This window comes from Curtobacterium sp. B8 (assembly GCF_000333315.1).
Lineage (GTDB): Bacteria > Actinomycetota > Actinomycetes > Actinomycetales > Microbacteriaceae > Curtobacterium > Curtobacterium luteum.
The window spans coordinates 1-1,453 of record NZ_BACW01000610.1 but is presented as its reverse complement, the minus strand read 5'-3'; the positions used below and the strand labels follow the sequence as shown (position 1 = coordinate 1,453).

Sequence of the window (1,453 nt, the reverse complement as noted above, 5' to 3'; positions counted from 1 at the left end):
CGCGCGGATCGGCCGCGGCAGCAAGGTCCCGCACCTGTCGTACATCGGCGACGCCGAGGTGGGCGAGGACTCGAACATCGGCGCGAACACGATCACCGCGAACTACGACGGCGTGGCGAAGCACCGCACCGAGGTCGGGTCCAACGTCAGGACCGGGTCGCACAACGTGTTCGTCGCCCCCGTTAGGATTGGTGACGGAGCGTACACCGGCGCCGGGACCACCGTCCGCAAGGACGTCCCTGCCGGGTCGCTGGCGATCAGCTACGCCCCACAGCGCAACACCGACGGCTGGGTCGAGGAACACCGACCCGGCACGCTGGCGGCCGAGGCGGCTCGGCGCGCGCGTGGCGAACAGATCTGACGGCCTCCGGGTCGATCGACACGGCCCTCCGGGGCCAGGGAGTGAGCACGGCACTTGTCCGGAATCAAAGCCACTGGTCAGAAACGACTCGTCCTCGTCTCGGGCCGGGCACACCCGGCGCTGTCGGCGGAGATCGCGGAGGAGCTCGGCGTCGAGCTCGTCCCGACCGACGCGCGGACCTTCGCGAACGGTGAGCTCTACGCCCGCTTCGACGAGTCGGTCCGCGGCTGCGACGCGTTCGTCATCCAGTCGCACACGGCGCCCATCAACGAGTGGCTCATGGAGCAGCTCATCATCGTCGACGCCCTGAAGCGTGCCTCGGCGAAGCGCATCACCGTCGTCGCCCCCTTCTACCCATACGCCCGTCAGGACAAGAAGGGCCGCGGCCGCGAGCCGATCTCGGCCCGACTCGTCGCCGACCTCTTCAAGGCGGCCGGTGCGCACCGCATCATGAGCGTCGACCTGCACGCGGCACAGATCCAGGGCTTCTTCGACGGCCCGGTGGACCACCTGTTCGCCATGCCCGTGCTGCTCGAGCGCTTCCAGGAGATCCTCGACCCCGCGACGCTCACCGTCGTCTCGCCGGACATGGGCCGCGTCCGCGTCGCCGACATCTGGTCGGAGAAGCTCGGCGCGCCGCTCGCCATCATCCACAAGCGCCGCGACCCGCTCGTGCCGAACCAGGTCTCCGTGCACGAGATCGTCGGTGACGTGCGGGGCCGCGTCTGCCTGCTCGTCGACGACCTCATCGACACCGGCCGCACCATCGCCAAGGCAGCCGAAGCGCTCAAGGCGAACGGCGCCACGGGCGTCGTCGTCGCCGCGACCCACGCGGTGTTCTCGGACCCGGCCACCGAACTGCTGCAGAGCGAGTTCATCGACCGCGTGGTCGTCACCGACACGCTGCCGCTGCCCGAGGAGAAGCGATGGGACCGCCTCGAGGTCCTGCCGATCGCGCCGCTCATCGCCCGGGCGATCCACGAGGTCTTCGACGACGGTTCCGTGACGTCAATGTTCGACGGCGCGGCCTGACCCACCCGGTGGCGTCCTCGCCCGCGCGTGACGCTCTGGGCGCCCGGCTGCGGGCGGCCG

1 protein-coding gene and 1 pseudogene are annotated in these 1,453 nt (G+C 70.3%); both read left to right on the top strand.

The genetic code is table 11. The features are described from left to right. Nucleotides 1-361 (top strand): annotated as a pseudogene (gene glmU / locus I59_RS16560) (bifunctional UDP-N-acetylglucosamine diphosphorylase/glucosamine-1-phosphate N-acetyltransferase GlmU); the annotation flags it as partial. A 54-nt stretch (nt 362-415) separates the two neighbouring features. Beyond that, entirely contained in the window at nt 416-1,393 is a 978-nt protein-coding gene (locus I59_RS16555; protein WP_022904830.1) for a ribose-phosphate diphosphokinase, read from the top strand. The last annotated feature ends 60 nt before the right edge of the window (nt 1,394-1,453 follow it).